Origin of the sequence: Xanthomarina sp., assembly GCF_035306605.1 — a bacterium.
In the GTDB taxonomy this organism is placed as follows: domain Bacteria; phylum Bacteroidota; class Bacteroidia; order Flavobacteriales; family Flavobacteriaceae; genus Xanthomarina.
In genome coordinates, this window is the sequence record NZ_DATGNR010000024.1 from 1 (window position 1) to 16,562 (window position 16,562).

A 16,562-nucleotide genomic window follows, 5' to 3' on the forward strand; every position below is an offset into this window, starting at 1 on the left:
GCACAAATACCACCAATAACTCTAAGTATAATGATGATGGTGTAATCGTAAACGAGTCCTGAGATAATATTGGAAATAGCAAAACCACCTAATAAGAGAAGTAATAAATATTTCCTGTTGAACTGCATCGTCAAGGAAATAAGCGGAATTGCAAAAATGGCCGAAGCTATGGCGTAATACCCAACTAAATTCCCTGTCTGAACTTCGTTGATATTTAAATCGTTCATCATAAGAGGTAAAACCCCCGATGGCATTAATTCAGAGAGAATTCCCACAAAGGTTACAGACGACATTAAAATCATTATCAACCACGGAAAAGCACTTTTAGTTTTTTCCGCAATATTTTGTTTGCTCATAGTTTTGTTTTTAACTGTGTGGAATACACAAATAATTTAATAGAATGAGTTGGGGCTAATACTCTGTTTCTCGTCCTACCAATTTCCAGCCTGCTCGAGTTACTTCGAGTTCCATAGTAAGACCTGTAACCAAGTTTTCTAATAAGTTTTCTTGTTCGCCAATAGTTGCCACTTCAATTTGAATAACTATTTCTTCAGGATTAGATTCTAGCGTATTCCTATTAATTGAACGCACCAATAACTGATCATTCGCTTCAATATGGTTTAATAGCCAAAACCGAACGTTTGATTCCATATTTAAAAGACATTGGATAGAAACTTGGTAGTACGTTTCTTTTACTTTGGTTTTCTTATATGCTGAAAGCTTTGATAAACGAACACTTATCGGTCTTAAGACTAGGTGAGATAAAACCACGGCGATGGTAGTAATCAAGGCTTCAAGCAAAAAGCCCATCCCTGCCAAAGTTCCCACTGCTGCGGAACACCATATGGTGGCTGCGGTGTTAAGTCCTCTAACATTAAACCCATCTTTCATTATAACCCCAGCCCCAATAAAACCAATACCCGTAACAATTTGCGCCGTTACTCTACCAGGGTCTCCACCCGCTAAACTATAAAGGTCTATAGATAGTAATACATACGAAGCAGCGCCAATCGCCACTAAAGTATTGGTTCGTAATCCTGCGTTTTTTTGTTGCCACTGTCTTTCAAAACCAATAATTCCGCCTAATATAAAAGCAGTGCCTATGCGAAAAATGTATTCTGATAACTCTACAAATCCATCCATAAATCTTTGAAAAATTAGTGGTTTGAAATTATTATGCTTTTCCTAAAAGAAGTGTACAAGATAAGTTTAAAGATTTAATGGCACGTCATATTCTACCTCCTTACGTCGGAATAAAAACTCACCATTTCGAACTGACGCCAATACATCTACTCTTTTTCTTATTGCTTCATAAACTGTAGATTCGTTAAGCACAATAAAATTGGCTGCTTTTCCTACTTCTAACCCATAGCTATCTTGAATATTCATACAGCGTGCGCCATTGTAGGTAATCAAGTCAAAACTTGTTTTTATCTCTTCTGGCGACATGGTTTGCGCTAAATGGATTCCGTTATCCAGAATATTCATCATATTTCCATTCCCCATTGGATACCATGGGTCGTTTATGGAATCTTGTGCGAAGGCAACATTAATACCTAATTCTATAAATTCTTTTACTCTAGTTAATCCTCGACGTTTTGGGTAGGTGTCTTGACGGCCCTGCAAGTAAACGTTTTCGGTAGGACAAGCGATAAAGTTCATCTTACTCTTTTGGAACAGGTCCATCATTCTAAAAGCATAAGAGTTATCTGCCGAACCAAATGAACAGGTATGACTCGCGGTAGTTCTAGTGCCATAGTCTTCCATAAGAACAAGTGCATTCAGTAATTCCACAAAACGCGAATGTGTATCATCTGTTTCATCGCAGTGAACATCAATCATCTTGTCGTATTTCAATCCGAGATTAACAATGTCGTGAACAGATTTTTCTCCAAACTCCCTAGCTGGTTCGTAATGTGGAATTCCTCCAACAACGTCAGCTCCCATTTTCAATGCTTCTTCTACTAATTCTAATCCGCCCTTATATGTATACATTCCTTGCTGCGGAAAAGCCACAATTTGAATATCAACCGTGTCTTTTAAATCTTCTTTCATTTCAAGCATCGCTTTTAAGGCTGTGAAATTTGGGTCGGTAACGTCTATATGTGTACGTATGTGCTGCACACCCTGAGAAACCTCATCGTGAATTCCTTTCATTGCAAGTTTTTTCACACTTTCAACAGTCAAGGTTTCTTTAAACTTTGGCCATAGTTCTATCGCTTCAAATAAGGTTCCTGAGCCAGCGCCTTCTTGTCCTAGTTCCGATAAGGTATAAACGTAGTCCAAATGCAAATGAGGGTCTACATAAGGAGGTAAAACCAGTTTTCCACCTAAATCAATTTCTTCCTCATATTTAGGTAAATTTTTCCCGATTTGGGTGATTTTACCATTTTCTACTATCATTTCAGTGGCTTCATCATTGCGATAGATTTTCGCATTAAAAAACTTCTTCTTCATTATACATTCATTTAAAGTTAATACTATTAAGTAATGCCCCTAAATTTAAAAATCGTCTATACAATAGGCGTTAGGGCAAGTTCACAATCTAAACCTTAAAGGTGAAACTTGCAATGATAAATGTCATATTACACATTGGTTGGAAGTAAATTATTGTTGTGTGAAATGACATTTTAGATGAGTTGAAAATATTTTAAATAAAAAAACCTAGTGCTATAAACTGCTAACACTAGGTTCATTTGTAAAAGAAAACACAAAGTTTATGATACCTCTTCCGAAGTAGCAAACTCTTCCATTTTCGTAATTAAATTGTTTTCAACGGTATAAATTTGAACCCATTTTTGCTTAAGTTCTCTTCCAGAACGTTTAACCTTTTGGTGTTCCTTTCCCAATACCACAACCATATTGTCTTCAACGATATATTGCTGAGGTTCAAAATTGATTATCTCAGTCCTTTCCATGATATTAGTGAAAAAGGTTCTAACACCTTCCTTTTTTTCAAAAGTACCGGCGGGAATTATTTGGGTTCCGTGATAAATCCAAACCGTATCCTCGGAAACCGTGCCTACCAATTTTTCTACATCCCCTTCACTAAAGGCTTCAAACATTTTCTCGACTACGGCTTTTGATGAATTTTTCATAATTATTGTTTTGCAAACTGCAAGTGAACAACAATAGTTACGTCTTTTCCAACACCCGCAGCAGCTGGATCAAAATTGATGTTGTAGTCAAATCTATTAATGGTGGTTTTGGCTTTCATACCTAATTTTTCACCTTTATCACTCTTAACAGATCCTCCATAATGCACATCAAAAATCACATCTTTAGTAACGTCTTTAATGGTTAATTTACCATATAGTAAATACTTATCTGGCTTTCCTGTAGCTAGCACTTTAGTGCTTTTGAAAGTCATATTAGGATATTTCTCTACCTCAAAAAAATCAGCACTTCTCAGGTGATTGTCTCTATCCGTTACATTGGTGTTTATACTGTTTACTTTTACAGTAAAATCGAAGTTTGCATTATTTAACGCTTCTCCATCGGTAGTTAAATTTCCTGTGTATTCTAAAAATTTCCCGTTTACAATACTAATTCCTGAATGGGAAATATTAAAGTTTAACGAGGAGTGATAAGGATCTACCTTCCATTGTGTTTGTGCAAATGAACCTATTGTAAAGAATACAATTGCAACAAATGACATAATTTTTTTCATAGTATCTAAATTTTAAAAGTTATTATTAGTTAATAAATATCTGAGGTTAAAAAAATGCCATATATACTCGAAGCTCGATTATTTATGGCATTTGTATTTACATCAGGTTTGTTTTTTAAAAAATGTTACCCATTGCTAGGTCTTGGTGCCCATTTGTTATAAGGCGTCATATCGAAGTTATTCACTTCATCCATTGTTAAGCCGAGTGCTTTTGCTACACCTTCGCCATATTCTGGATCGGCTTTATAGCAATTTCTAATATGTCGGATTTGAATAAACTTCTCGGCACCACCAACTTGTGCAGCCGTGTTTTTAAATAAAACATCAGCTTTTCCGTCGGCTTTAATAATGCGGAATAAATCACCAGGTTGGGTGAAGTAATCTTCATCATCATCTCTAAAGTTATGAGCGTAAGCATCGCCATTTAATTCTAAAGGCGGTTCTTTGGCCTGAGGTTGTTCTTGCCATTCGCCATAGCTATTAGGCTCGTAATGTTTTGTTCCTCCGTAATTTCCATCTACTCGCATCGCTCCATCTCTATGATATGCGTGGTAAGGGCAAGTTGGTTTGTTTACTGGAATCTGATAGTGGTTTACGCCAAGTCTATAGCGTTGTGCATCTCCATAAGAAAACAATCTTCCTTGTAGCATTTTGTCTGGAGAGAAACCAATTCCAGGAACAATATTCGTCGGATTGAAAGCCGCTTGCTCTACATCTTGGAAATAGTTTTCTGGGTTTCTATTTAGCTCAAATTCTCCTACAGGAATTAAAGGGAAGTCCTTTTTAGACCAAACTTTCGTTAAATCGAAAGGATGGAAACGGTAAGTTTTTGCTTCTTCCTCCGTCATTACTTGAATATACATTTTCCATTTTGGGAAATCTTTACTTTCAATGGCATCGAATAAGTCTCTCTGAGAAGATTCCCTATCCATGCCCACAACTTTAGCGGCTTCTTCATCGGATAGGTTTTCAATACCTTGTTGCGTTACAAAATGAAATTTCACCCAATGTCTTTCATTGTCTTTGTTTATAAAGCTATAGGTGTGGCTACCGAATCCGTGCATATGTCTGTATCCTCTTGGAATACCACGATCGCTCATAATAATTGTTACTTGGTGAAGTGCTTCGGGTAGTAAGGTCCAAAAATCCCAGTTGTTATTAGCGTCTCGCATATTTGTTTTAGGATCGCGTTTTACAGCGTGATTTAGATCTGGGAATTTCATAGGGTCACGGAAGAAAAAGACTGGTGTATTATTTCCTACCAAATCCCAAATTCCTTCATCTGTATAAAACTTAAGCGCGAATCCTCTAATATCTCTTTCTGCATCTGCTGCACCTCTTTCTCCAGCAACGGTAGAGAAGCGGCTAAACATTTCTGTTTTTTTCCCTACTTCGCTAAAAATGTCAGCTTTTGTATACTTCGTGATGTCGTGTGTAACTGTAAAGGTTCCAAAAGCACCAGAACCTTTTGCATGCATTCGTCTTTCTGGAATAACTTCTCTGTCGAAGTTTGCCATTTTTTCAAGGAACCAAGCATCTTGCATTAACATGGGGCCACGTGGCCCAGCTGTTTGTACATTTTGATTATCTGGAACAGGAGCTCCTGTTTGCCTAGTTAATTTAGGTTTTTTGTCGTCCATATCTTGTTGGTTTTAAATATTTTTGATGTTCGTAAAGATACAATTATTCTTTCATATGTCCAATAAGGTAAGTCAGTTTTGAGTTAAAGTTCTAACTACAGTTTGTTTCGTTTTATTGGTTTTTTTTCTTAGCTCGTAATTCCTGAAACAACTCTTTAAATAAGCCTCGCGCTATTAGTACTTTCATTATTTCATTGGTTCCTGCATAAATTCTAGCTACCCTATTATCGGCATACATTCTAGCAATTGGATAGTCCCATATATAACCATAACCTCCAAATAACTGGAGACATTCATCGACTACTTTCCCATGCATTTCTGTTGCTGAGTATTTAGCCATTGAAGCGCTTTCTGCTGTAAGTTGTTGTTGGGATAATAATAAAGTGCAACGATCTAAAAAAGCTTGATGAAGTTGTAATTGTGTAGCACATTCGGCTAACTTAAATTGAGAGTTTTGAAAACCTGCAATGGGTTGATTAAAAGCTGTTCTTGTAGATGTGTAATCAACCGTTTTTTCAATGGCACCTTCTGCCCCACCAATGGCATTTAGTGCTACTGTTAAGCGCTCTCTGGCCAATTCTGTCATCATTATTTTGAAACCTAAGCCTTCTTCACCCAATAAGTTTTCTTTTGGAACTTTTACATTGTCAAAAAATAATTCGCAGGTATCTTGCGCTTTCATTCCTATTTTTTTAAAGGGTATTCCCTTAGTAAAGCCTTCAAAATTACTTTCCATAATTAATAAAGACACAGCTTCGTTCTCGGTTCCTTGTTTTGTTTTTACGGCTACAATGGACATGTCGCACATAAAACCATTAGTTATAAAGGTTTTTTGGCCGTTTACTAAATAATAGTCGCCTTTGTCTACGGCTGTAGTTTTAATGGCTTTTAAATCACTTCCACAATTTGGTTCTGTCATTCCAATGGAAGTAATCATTTTTCCAGTAGCCATTTGAGGTAAATATTTTTGTTTTTGAGCTTCAGTCCCATACTTTAAGATATAAGGAGCTACAATATCGGAATGCAAAGAGAAACCAGGACCGTTAACTCCTTCTCTCCCTAGTTGTTCAATAAATAGCGCATTAAAACTAAAATCTAAACCACTTCCTCCATACGTTTCAGGCATATCCATACAGAGTAGTCCCAATTCACCGGCTCGTTCCCAAATTTCTCGGTTAACCATGCCATTTTTTTCCCATTCATCTGTTTGATCAATAATTTCATTGTGGATGAAATCGCGGATCATTTGCTGCATCATTTTATGTTCTTCTGAGGCATATATTTCGCGTTCTAATAAAATATTGTGTAACATATCAATGGGTTTAAATGGATTAATTCAATTCCTTCATAATTTCCGCAAATAGTTCATACGATCGTATTCTATCTTTGATGTCATAAATATTAGTAACTGCAATAAGTTCATCTGCTTGAGTTTGCTCCAAAAACTCTTGGACCTGAGCTTTAACTGTGGCTTTACTACCAATAAAAGAATACTTTAGCATTTGGTGTACTTGTGGGTGTTTCAAAACTTCTTTTAGATCCTCGGTCATATCTGTTGGTGGTTTTACATAATCACGTTTTCCCGTAAAAAGACTAACTACCATACGAATTAAGGAAGTTGATAATCTTTGGGCGTCTTCATCCGTATCAGCAATTATAATATTGACTCCAGCCATGACATAAGGTTTATTTAAACTCTTTGATGGTTGAAATTCTTTACGGTAAATGTCTATAGCATTCCATAAATGAGCTGTTGCAAAATGACTAGCGAAAGCATAAGGTAATCCTTTTTTTGCAGCTAAATGTGCACTATCTGTACTAGAGCCTAAAATATAAATTGGCACCTCCACTCCTTCTGCCACGGTGGCACGGACTTTAGCACTTGAATTTTCAGAAGAAAAATATGTTTCGATCTTTTCTAATTCATTAGGAAACGCATGAGCTGCTTGCATAAAATCAGAACGTATGGCTTGTGCTGTTTCTCTATCTGTTCCAGGCGCTCTACCTAAACCCAAATCAATTCGATTTGGATATATTGATCCTAGAGTCCCAAATTGTTCTGCTATAATTAATGGAGAATGATTTGGCAGCATAACGCCACCAGAGCCAATACGAAGCGTTTTTGTCCCTTCGGCAACATAGCCAATTAACACGGAAGTAGCACTACTGGCAATGTTAGGGGCATTATGATGTTCTGCTAACCAATAACGCGTGTAACCATAGTTTTCAGCATGTTGCGCTAATTTAAGTACATTGTTAAAGGTTTGTTTAAGTGTATGATCTTCCGAAACCAAAGCTAGATCTAAAATAGAATAAAGTATTTTTTTTGTCTTCATAACTGAGAATACTCCGTTGTAATATTTGTCAAAATATATTGATAAGAATTAACAACGAGTTAGTTTGTTTTACTGATTTAGATAAAGATAATATTTATAATTTGGAGAGACTAATTAGCCATTACAATAAAAAAAGTCCATCAAACATTTGATGGACTTTATTATAAATTGGGGGTAGGTTATTATTTAATAATTAGAAAGGGATGACGGTTCCAAAGGACCATTAGTTATTACCAATCTATAGGGAAATAATCTTTTAAGAATTTACCAGACCAATGTTTTCCAGTGTTAATACCATCTATCAACGGATCCATTACTCTAGCTGCTCCATCTACTATATCTAATGGAGGTTGAAAATCGTGAATTTCTGCTTTCTTTTTAGACAATTCCGCAGGGTCTTCATCCGTTACCCAACCGGTGTCTACTGCGTTCATGTAAATTCCCGACTTTGCTAAAGTAGCTGCTGAGGTATGTGTAAGCATGTTTAAGGCTGCTTTAGCCATGTTTGTATGTGGATGCCTGTCTACTTTTTTAAACCTATGAAATTTCCCTTCCATAGCTGATACATTGATAATGTGTTTCTTACCAGTGTTCTCTTTCATCATTAAATGAGACAAGCGGTTACATAACACAAAGGGAGCCACAGCATTTACCAGTTGAACTTCTACCATTTCTGTGGTTTCAATTTCTCCTAGTTTTAAACGCCAGCTATTGGTTTTTCTTAAATCCACTTGTTGAAAATCGGCATCTAGTTTTCCCTCTGGGAACACTTCGGATGCTTGTAAAGAATTATCAAAACTATAAGGAATTTGTGAAAGTGCAGCTGAATTACGTAAACCAATTCCAGGCTCAGGTCCGTGCCAAGTTACTGGAAGCACATTATTTTTACTTGTTTTTGAGGTGCTGATACTTAAATCTGATAATTCCTGTAAACAGTTAAGATGATTTTGCAATAAAGGTTGCGCTAGTTTTGGTAACTGGTCTATCGGCAAGTTTTCGTTTTCCATTAAATGGAAGTAAAAGCCTGAAGGTCTTCTTACTGTTTGCGCAGCATTATTTATTAAAATATCTAAGCGATCGTATTTCTGTTCTATATAATTGCAGAAAATTTCAACACTTGGGATGTGGCGTAAATCTAATCCGTGAATATGTAACCGATCACACCAATCCTTATAATCTTCTTCTTTAGAAAAACGGATTGCAGAGTCGGCTGGAAAACGGGTTGTAGCTATTACTGTAGCTCCAGAACGTAATAGCATGAGGGTAATGTGATACCCTATCTTTAATCTAGAACCTGTAATTACAGCCACTTGGCCTTTTAAATCGGCTGTTTGAAATCGTTTAGCGTAATTTAAATCACCGCACTCAGTACACATGCTATCATAAAAATGGTGCAGTTTGGTATAAACGGCTTTACATACATAGCAGTTTCTAGGTGATTCCAATTCTAAGGGTTCTTTCTTTTCAATTTCAGATGTACCCAATAGTTTGGGTGCTTCAAAAAAAGCGGCTTCCCGAGCACTTCGGATTCCTGTTTCTTTACGAGCCATTTTATCCCGAGCTATCATTTTACGTTTAGCTGCTTTTTTGGCATCTTTTTTACGACGTTCAAACTCCTCCCTATTTGGTCTTGAAAGCATTCCCGATGCCTTTAATAAAGCCGTTCTTTTATCTTGAGGAAGCTCAAAAATTTGATTGGTGTCGGCCACTAATTGTTCTAATATAGAAATACACTTATCTATTTCTTCGGAAGACACGATTTGTGGTTGTTCTAATGGATTTAATTGTTCAAGCATAAGTTATTAACCGTGTAATAGGTTAGCTAATTGATACAAAATTTAATTTGTCAAATATAGTTATAAGCTTCAATCAAAATTATTAATTAAGCGTAATAATATTTTGTATTGTTAACTAGTGGCTTAGCACTTCAACCTATTTAAAATTTATTTAAGTTCAGAACAAATTATTGGAGTTGGATCCGGATATACAAGGATTTGTAATATCGGGAGAATAAATTTATGTTAAAAAAAGAATGAACATTCATTTTTGATGTATCTTTGCATCATAATTAAAAAAACATGGCAAAACTTCAAAAAAGTATAGACAAGCGTAACGCGCTTATAAAAGCCACCATCGAATTGGTAAATAATAATGGGTTTCACGCAACTCCTATGAGTAAAATAGCAAAAATGGCTAATGTGTCGCCCGCAACTATTTACTTGTATTTTGAGAATAAGCAAGATTTGGTGAATAAAACCTATATTGAGGTTAAAGCACAGTACACGGCTTTTACATTTGCAGACTATGATGTTGGAATGTCTGTGGAAGAAGGATTTGAAACCATTTGGAAGCGCATTGCCCAGTTTAAGCTCAACGAATCTGAAAACGCGATGTTTTTAGCACAATGTGACAACACACCCATAATAGACGAACCTAGTTTGCAAGAAGGTATTAAACATTTACAACCCCTACTCGATCTTTGGGATCGAGGTAAAAAAGAAGGTGTAATTAAACCTGTGTCTAATTACATTTTGTATGCTTATTCTATAAACCCTTTATCTTTTTTAATGGTTAACCAAAAACGAGGTGTCTTTCAATTAGATAAAACGCAAATAGAGGAAGCATATCAATCGGCATGGAGCAGTATAAAAAACAACAAATAGACATTAAAAAACAAAATAACCCCTATGGAATTATTAAATAAATTAAATTGGAGATATGCCGCAAAGGCCATGAACGGAGAGCCTGTATCTGATGAGAAAATAGCACGTATTTTAGAAGCGGCCCGATTGGCACCAACTTCAAGCGGATTACAACCTTTCGAAATTTTTGTGATTAAAAATCAAGAATTAAAAGAAAAAATTAGGCCAGTTGCTTGGAACCAATCTGTTATTACTGATTGTTCTCATCTACTCGTTTTTGCTGCATGGGATACCTATACCGCTGAACGAATTAACTATATGTTTGATTTAACGAATGACATACGTGGGTTTAAAAATGAAGGTTGGGAAAATTACCGTCAAATGTTATTAAATTCTTATCCTCAAAAAGATGCCGAAGAAAATTATAATCATGCCGCTAAACAAGCCTATATCGCATTTTCTCAAGCCATTGCAGCCGCTGCTTTTGAAGGCGTAGATGCAACACCTTTAGAAGGATTTGATCCAGATGCCGTAGACGAGATTTTAGGCTTGCGTGAAAAGGGCCTGCGCAGTGCTGTATTATTACCCTTGGGATATAGAAAAGAAAATGAAGATTGGTTAGTAAATCTAGTAAAAGTTAGAAAACCTATGGAACATTTAGTAACTGTAATAGAATAAAATTAACTATGATGATACAAACAATTTTATTGAAAAATAGACCAGAAGGAAGGCCTACTCTTTCAGATTTTGAATTTATTTCAAAAGAAGCTGAATTAGGCATTAATGAAGGGGAACTTCTTTTAGAAACTACCTATGTTTCTGTAGATCCCTATTTAAGAGGTCGCATGAGCGATGCCAAATCATATATCCCTCCTTTTGCGCTTAATAAGCCTATACAATCGGGTGTGATTGCTAAAGTAATCGCATCTAAAAACGACCAATTTAAGCCAGGTGATTTTGTTTTAGGCATGTTAGATTGGAAAACCAAACAAGTTGTTTCTGACGAAGGCCTTTTAAAGGTAGATCCTTCAAAGGCTCCATTAAGCGCTTACTTAGGAGTTTTAGGAATGACTGGTTTAACAGCTTATTTGGGACTTACCCAAATTGGTAAACCTAAATCGGGGGAAACCTTAGTAGTTTCTGGAGCAGCTGGTGCTGTAGGTTCCGTTGTAGGACAAATAGGAAAAATACTAGGACTTAGGGTTATTGGAATTGCAGGTACAGATGACAAGGTAGATTTACTAAAATCCAAATTCGGGTTTGATGAAGGAATCAATTATAACACTAGCAAAGATATTCGTGCTGATTTAGCAAAAGCTGCGCCAAACGGCATTGACATTTATTTTGATAATGTTGGAGGTCCAATTTCAGATGCCGTGTTATTTAATATCAATCAGTTTGCACGGATTATAAATTGTGGAGCTATTTCTATTTACAACAATAAAGAACTTCCAAAGAGCTTAAGTGTACAGCCTTTTCTAGTACGTAACAGTGCTTTAATGCAAGGATTTATAGTATCTAATTATGCTGAAAAATTTCCAGAAGCCATGGCGCAATTGGCTGGTTGGTTAGCAGAAGATAAACTTAGCTATACAGAAACTGTTGTAAACGGTTTTGATATGATTCCAAAAGCTTTCATTGATTTATTTGAAGGTAAAAACACAGGAAAAATGATAGTTAAGGTATAATGTTAAATAAAAAAATATAAAATAAAATGAACAACTTTGAATTTAAAAACCCGACCAAAATTATTTTTGGGAAGGATAGTATAGAACAATTAGAAAAGGAAATTCCTCAGAATGCTAAAGTACTCTTGCTTTATGGAGGGGGAAGCATTAAGAAAAACGGGATTTACGACCAAGTAAAAATGGCTTTATCAAAAAGATCAGTCATCGAGTTTGGTGGTATTCCTGCAAACCCAGAATATGAGGTTTTAATGGAAGCTTTAGAAGTTATTAAAACCGAAAACATTAGCTACTTATTAGCAGTTGGTGGAGGTTCTGTAATTGATGGCACCAAATTTTTATCTGCTGCCGCACTTTATGAAGGTCCTACTCCATGGCATATTTTAACCGATAATGTAAGAACTGAGAAAGGTTTGCCATTTGGAACTGTCTTAACCTTACCGGCTACAGGTTCTGAAATGAATTCAGGAGCTGTAATTACTAGAAAAGAAACTCAAGAAAAACTTGCTATGGGTGGTCCTGGTTTATTTCCAGAATTCTCAATTTTAGATCCTCAAGTAATAACTTCCATCCCAGAACGTCAATTAGCAAATGGACTAACCGATGCGTTTACACACGTTTTAGAGCAATATATGACTTATCCTGTTGGCGGTTTATTACAAGATCGTTTTGCTGAAAGTATTTTACAAACCTTAATTGAGGTGGCACCAAAGGTATTAAAAGATCCTACCGATTATCAAGCAGCATCAAATTTTATGTGGAGTTGTACCATGGCCTTAAACGGATTGATTCAAAAAGGGGTTCCTGGAGATTGGGCTATTCATGCTATGGGACACGAGTTAACAGCTTTATTTGGAATTGATCACGCACGTACTTTAGCAGTTATTGCTCCAAGTCATTACAAATATAATTTTGAAGCTAAGAAGGAAAAATTAGCTCAATATGGTGAGCGAGTTTGGAATATAACTGAAGGAAGTACAGATGATAAAGCGTATGCTGCTATTGAAAAAACAGAGGCTTTTTTCCACGAGTTAGGTATTGATACTAAACTGTCTGATTACACAAAAGATTATGAAGGAACTGCTGAAATGATATCAAAACGATTTACTGATCGTGGTTGGTTAGGATTAGGTGAACATCAATCTTTATCTCCAGATAAGGTACAAGCTATTGTAAAAATGGCTTACTAAAATAAAAGTGAGATTATCTTTAATAAATGGCTATTTAATGTGAGTCATTTAACTACAAGTAAAAAGCCTGTAAACTCTAATGTTTACAGGCTTTTATTGTTTTTTACGTTGAGCTAAAATCTCATGACATCTATATTTTAGCGACCACTACCCTTCACGTCGCAGTACCTCCAATGGTGAACTTTTCAATACGGTTCTTATATTAGATAAACCAATTGCTAAGACCAATACAGTTATTCCAGGTACGAACACTAAAAACGGAATGCCTGAAGGCACAAAAGGCTCTTTAAATACCAAGAGTGCTAAACTGAAACTGCTTAACAAAGCCAATAAAATACCAACTAAGCTTCCAAGTAAACCAAGGAACAGATATTCAAATGCTGAAATTTGTAAAATTTGCGTATTCTTAGCACCGAGTGTTCTCAATAACACGCTTTCTTTTATGCGCTGGTATTTACTCGTGCGTACAGACCCTATTAAAACAATAATTCCTGTAATAATACTGAAGAAGGCCATAAAATTAATCACCCAAGACACCTTGTCTAAAATGTCTTCAACAATGGTGTACACCTGTAGTAAATCGATAATTGACACATTCGGAAACTTTGATACCAAATCCCGTTGTAATGCCGCGGAACTTGCCTCATCTTTTACTCTGGTCGAAATCACATTGAATTGTGGCGCTTGTTCTAATACTCCTTTTGGGAACACTATGGTGAAATTAGGTTGTAATTGACTCCAATCGACGGTTCTAATACTACCAACCGTAGTTTCCATTAAAACGCCTTGCACGTTAAATACCAATTCATCTCCTATGCCGATTTGAGCATCTTTTGCTAGATTGTCTGATATCGAAATAACAATGGGTTCATTAGGTTTTAATTGAGCTGTCCATGTGCCTTCCTCAATTTCTTCAGAATCAATAAGCGAATCACGATAGGTCGTTCTAAACTCGTGATTTAAAATCCATCGACGAATTTGATTGGTAGAATCTTGTCGTAATTCGTTCACCAAATTACCTTTAATTTTATGCATTCGCATGGTTACCAAAGGAATGTTGGAAACAATTGGTAAACCATTAGATCTAATTTGTTCTTCTACGGCTTCTCGTTGTTCCGATTGCACATCTAAAATAATGATATTGGCATTATCGGAACTTTGTTCAATCTCTGTTTTAGCTAAGAGAATATCTTTGGTAAAATACAAAGTGCTTATTAAAAATGTTCCTAAACCAATAGCAACCACCAGAACAACGGTTTGATTGTTTGGTCTAAATAAATTCAACAAACTCTGTCTAGCTGTAAAACTCCAGCTTTTTGGGAAAAACTTTCTAATTCCATTTATACTTAACAAAGCAATACCTGCTAAAACGGCAAAAGTGATTAATGTTGCTAGTACAAATCCGAAAGCGTAAAGGATGTCATTCAACAGCCAGAACGAAAACAAGACTAGAAATGCTAAAATAGCTGAGAACACTACTATTCGTACTTTTAAAGGCTCTTGAGTGGCTTGTTCATCAACTCGTAAGACTTCTAATGGCGATACATACCAGGTTCTAAGCAAAGGAAGTAAAGCAAATAGAACGGACATAAACAGTCCTAGGAACACCCCGATAATTATTGGTTGAGCCGAAATAGAAATTTCAACTGAAAACGGCAAAAAGTCCTTTAAAAAATATGGAAATAATTCTTGTACGCCTATGCCAATCAAAGCGCCAATTAAGCCTCCAACAATACCAATTCCTGCAATTTGGATCAGGAAAATTAAGAAACTTTGCATGCGTGAAGCCCCTAAACATTTTAAGACAGCAATGGCACTTAATTTTTCTTTAATATAAATATGAACCGAGCTTGCAATACCAATACAGCCTAGTAATAAAGCGATAAAAGCAGCTAGATTAAGAAACTTACCAACATTATCATATCTACGGCCCAAACGTCTACTCGTGCTTGTATGTGTATCTAAGTCCGCATTTTCAAGTTCTAATTCAGGTTGTAATTGCTTTTCTAATAATTCTAAATCTAAGCTTTCTTCCGTTTTATAGAAGTATTGATATTCTTTACGACTGCCAAACTGTAGTAATCCTGTTTCCTCAATAAGTTGGAGCGGTATCACAATTGGTGGTGCCACAGATGTTGAAATTGCCGTACTTCCAGGAATGGCTTTTAGGGCTCCTAATATTGGAATTGTAAGCTCTCCTACTTTTATAGAATCTCCAGGTTTTACATTAAATTGAAGCATTAAGGTAGCATCAACTAATGCTCCATTTAACCCTTGGTAAGTGCTTGCAGCTGAGGAAGGTTGTGTATCCATTTTTCCATAAAAAGGAAAGTCCCCTTCAAGACCTCGTACCTTCACCAATTTGGTGCCTCCATTTTTAGGAAAAGCAACCATGGACACAAAATTCACTTCTGAAGCATCCGGCACTAGCGAGTCAATTATAGCTTGTGCACGAGCTGTTGGTGCTTGCCTGGTATCAATAATAAAATCGGCACCCATTATGGCTTTAGATTGTAATTTGATATTGTCTTTAAGGTTGGCGCTAAATAGTTGTATAGATACCACTGCAGCGATACCTAAGATGATTGAGGCCATAAACAACAGCAATCGCACTCTACTTGCTTTGGCATCACGCCAAGCCATTTTAAATAACCAAGTTGTATTTCTATTCATAATGTGTAGTCAAGAATTACAGTACCTCAGTAGGTTCGTTGGTTAAAATTCGTCCGCCTTTTAAACGCAGGATTTGTTGAGTACGATTCGCTAGATCTAAATCGTGAGTTATAATCACTAATGTGGTACCAGCTTCTTTATTCAGTTCAAATAAAAGCTGAATGACCTTCTCCCCTGTTTCTTCATCTAAATTTCCTGTAGGTTCATCTGCAAACAGTATGGAAGGTGCATTTGCAAAGGCACGAGCTAATGCCACACGTTGTTGCTCACCTCCTGAAAGTTGTGATGGATAATGATGAAACCGATTCGCTAGTCCTACTTTTTCCAATAAAGCCATACTTGCTTTTACGGCGTCCTTAGCCCCTTGTAGTTCTAAAGGAACACTCACGTTTTCAAGAGCTGTAAGGGTTGGAAGTAACTGGAAGTTTTGAAATATAAATCCCACTTCCTTATTTCGTAATTGAGCGCGTTGGTCTTCATTTAATCCACTTAAATCTTCGCCACACAATTCTACACGGCCTGCATTGGGTTCATCTAGACCTGCACAGAGTCCTAATAAAGTCGTTTTACCAGATCCCGAAGGCCCTACAATAGAAAAAGTTTGTCCTTTTTCTACTTCGAAGTTAATATCTTTTAAAACTGTTAATTGTTTATTACCGCTAGTATATGTCTTTTCTAGCCCAGTAATCTTTAATATCTTTGGCATATAATTTAAATTTAAGAAGA

15 protein-coding genes are annotated in these 16,562 nt (G+C 36.2%); 4 read left to right on the forward strand and 11 right to left on the reverse strand.

Features of this window, described 5'->3' with window-relative positions; translation table 11 throughout:
* The 9 genes from VKY41_RS03170 to VKY41_RS03210 form a co-directional block, all read right to left on the reverse strand.
* Positions 1 to 356, reverse strand: a 356-nt coding sequence (locus VKY41_RS03170; protein WP_500812987.1) for an MFS transporter, incomplete at its 3' end; no start/stop codon positions are given.
* A 55-nt stretch (positions 357 to 411) separates the two neighbouring features.
* Positions 412 to 1,143, reverse strand: coding sequence for an MgtC/SapB family protein (locus VKY41_RS03175; RefSeq protein WP_165149213.1), 732 nt, complete (start codon positions 1,141 to 1,143; stop codon positions 412 to 414).
* Between the two features lie 66 nt (positions 1,144 to 1,209).
* A complete protein-coding gene (locus VKY41_RS03180; protein WP_500812988.1) occupies positions 1,210 to 2,457 on the reverse strand; it encodes an amidohydrolase family protein in 1,248 nt (415 codons plus the stop codon).
* A 260-nt stretch (positions 2,458 to 2,717) separates the two neighbouring features.
* A complete protein-coding gene (locus tag VKY41_RS03185) occupies positions 2,718 to 3,098 on the reverse strand; it encodes a nuclear transport factor 2 family protein (protein WP_500812989.1) in 381 nt (126 codons plus the stop codon).
* Positions 3,099 to 3,100: 2 nt separating this feature from the next.
* Positions 3,101 to 3,670: a YceI family protein gene (locus VKY41_RS03190; protein WP_500812990.1), complete on the reverse strand. Its 570-nt coding sequence runs from the start codon at positions 3,668 to 3,670 to the stop codon at positions 3,101 to 3,103.
* Positions 3,671 to 3,795: 125 nt separating this feature from the next.
* Positions 3,796 to 5,310: a catalase gene (locus VKY41_RS03195; protein WP_500812991.1), complete on the reverse strand. Its 1,515-nt coding sequence runs from the start codon at positions 5,308 to 5,310 to the stop codon at positions 3,796 to 3,798.
* A gap of 112 nt (positions 5,311 to 5,422) precedes the next feature.
* The gene (locus VKY41_RS03200; RefSeq protein ID WP_500812992.1) at positions 5,423 to 6,622 is read right to left on the reverse strand and encodes an acyl-CoA dehydrogenase family protein; all 1,200 of its coding nucleotides are present in this window, start codon (positions 6,620 to 6,622) and stop codon (positions 5,423 to 5,425) included.
* 19 nt (positions 6,623 to 6,641) lie between these two features.
* The gene (locus tag VKY41_RS03205; protein WP_500812993.1) at positions 6,642 to 7,646 is read right to left on the reverse strand and encodes an LLM class flavin-dependent oxidoreductase; all 1,005 of its coding nucleotides are present in this window, start codon (positions 7,644 to 7,646) and stop codon (positions 6,642 to 6,644) included.
* A 230-nt stretch (positions 7,647 to 7,876) separates the two neighbouring features.
* Complete coding sequence (locus VKY41_RS03210) at positions 7,877 to 9,442, reverse strand: SDR family NAD(P)-dependent oxidoreductase (RefSeq protein WP_500812994.1); 1,566 nt, start codon at positions 9,440 to 9,442, stop codon at positions 7,877 to 7,879.
* 282 nt (positions 9,443 to 9,724) lie between these two features.
* Between VKY41_RS03210 and VKY41_RS03215 the strand changes: the two genes are divergently transcribed.
* The 4 genes from VKY41_RS03215 to VKY41_RS03230 are packed head-to-tail and all read left to right on the forward strand — an operon-like array spanning position 9,725 to position 13,163.
* Complete coding sequence (locus VKY41_RS03215; RefSeq protein ID WP_500812995.1) at positions 9,725 to 10,309, forward strand: TetR/AcrR family transcriptional regulator; 585 nt, start codon at positions 9,725 to 9,727, stop codon at positions 10,307 to 10,309.
* A gap of 24 nt (positions 10,310 to 10,333) precedes the next feature.
* A complete protein-coding gene (locus VKY41_RS03220; protein ID WP_500812996.1) occupies positions 10,334 to 10,966 on the forward strand; it encodes a nitroreductase family protein in 633 nt (210 codons plus the stop codon).
* 11 nt (positions 10,967 to 10,977) lie between these two features.
* Entirely contained in the window at positions 10,978 to 11,976 is a 999-nt protein-coding gene (locus tag VKY41_RS03225; protein WP_500813037.1) for an NADP-dependent oxidoreductase, read from the forward strand.
* Positions 11,977 to 12,002: 26 nt separating this feature from the next.
* Positions 12,003 to 13,163, forward strand: coding sequence for an iron-containing alcohol dehydrogenase (locus tag VKY41_RS03230; protein ID WP_500812997.1), 1,161 nt, complete (start codon positions 12,003 to 12,005; stop codon positions 13,161 to 13,163).
* Between the two features lie 147 nt (positions 13,164 to 13,310).
* Here VKY41_RS03230 and VKY41_RS03235 read toward each other — a convergent pair whose 3' ends face one another.
* Both VKY41_RS03235 and VKY41_RS03240 read right to left on the reverse strand, forming a co-directional pair.
* On the reverse strand, positions 13,311 to 15,806 hold the full coding sequence (locus VKY41_RS03235; protein WP_500813038.1) for an ABC transporter permease: 2,496 nt from the start codon (positions 15,804 to 15,806) through the stop codon (positions 13,311 to 13,313).
* Between the two features lie 46 nt (positions 15,807 to 15,852).
* On the reverse strand, positions 15,853 to 16,542 hold the full coding sequence (locus VKY41_RS03240) for an ABC transporter ATP-binding protein (protein ID WP_500812998.1): 690 nt from the start codon (positions 16,540 to 16,542) through the stop codon (positions 15,853 to 15,855).
* Positions 16,543 to 16,562 lie beyond the last annotated feature (20 nt).